This window comes from Ensifer sp. ENS08 (assembly GCF_014852195.1).
GTDB lineage: Bacteria > Pseudomonadota > Alphaproteobacteria > Rhizobiales > Rhizobiaceae > Ensifer > Ensifer adhaerens.
The window spans coordinates 1-257 of record NZ_JACVBF010000088.1; the positions used below are offsets into that span (position 1 = coordinate 1).

At 52.9% G+C, this 257-nt stretch carries 1 rRNA gene; it reads left to right on the top strand.

Annotation, left to right across the window (positions count from 1 at the left end):
- Window positions 1-107: ribosomal RNA gene (locus tag IB272_RS34625) — 23S ribosomal RNA — on the top strand; the annotation flags it as partial.
- Window positions 108-257: the final 150 nt, after the last annotated feature.

Here is a 257-nt window from a genome sequence, read left to right on the forward strand (position 1 = left end):
AGTATTCCCTTGAGAACCGTGGAAGACGACCACGTTGATAGGCTGGGTGTGGAAGTGCGGCAACGCATGAAGCTTACCAGTACTAATCGTTCGATTGGCTTGATCGTTCCCATTGCTCATGCTCATCATTCAGATGAGCGACGTGTTCAAAACAAAACGAGTTGGCTCGACCAACTCACCAGCTTCTCATCCGGTTTGCGTCCGCTAGACGCAAATCTTGCGCTTTGCCGACCTGGTGGTTCTGGCGGGGTGGCTGC